Here is a 336-nt window from a genome sequence, read left to right as displayed (position 1 = left end):
TGGTGCAGCACTGGTCATGTGGCACCGACTAGCCGAGCCTGCAGCAAGTCGAGCTTGGCGCGTCCGTACATTTGGCGTTTGACCAGTTTGAGCTTGGTGATCTGGCCCTCGGTCTGTCCGTTGGACCATGACGTCGTGATCGCTGCGCTGACAGCGGCCTTGTCTTTGATGACGCCATTGGCGAAAGACATGACGAGGCTTGCGCGCGCTCGTTCCAACCATGGTTCAATCTCTACGTGAGCTTTCTTGCGGATCATCACATGGAAAGCGGCTATGATCTCTCGAGCTTCCACCAGAAGTGGAACGCCTTGCTCGATGGCCGCAATGGTGACGGTT

Annotated in this window: 1 protein-coding gene; it reads right to left on the bottom strand. The window is 56.8% G+C overall.

The window, feature by feature from the left end:
- Positions 1 to 14: 14 nt before the first annotated feature.
- On the bottom strand, positions 15 to 336 hold a 322-nt coding region (locus AC0L3P_RS40215), incomplete at its 5' end, for a transposase (protein ID WP_473309487.1).

It is taken from the genome of Bradyrhizobium sp. WSM4874, assembly GCF_055811835.1.
The sequence above is the reverse complement of the archived record's forward strand: the minus strand, read 5'-3'. Positions and strand labels throughout refer to the sequence as shown.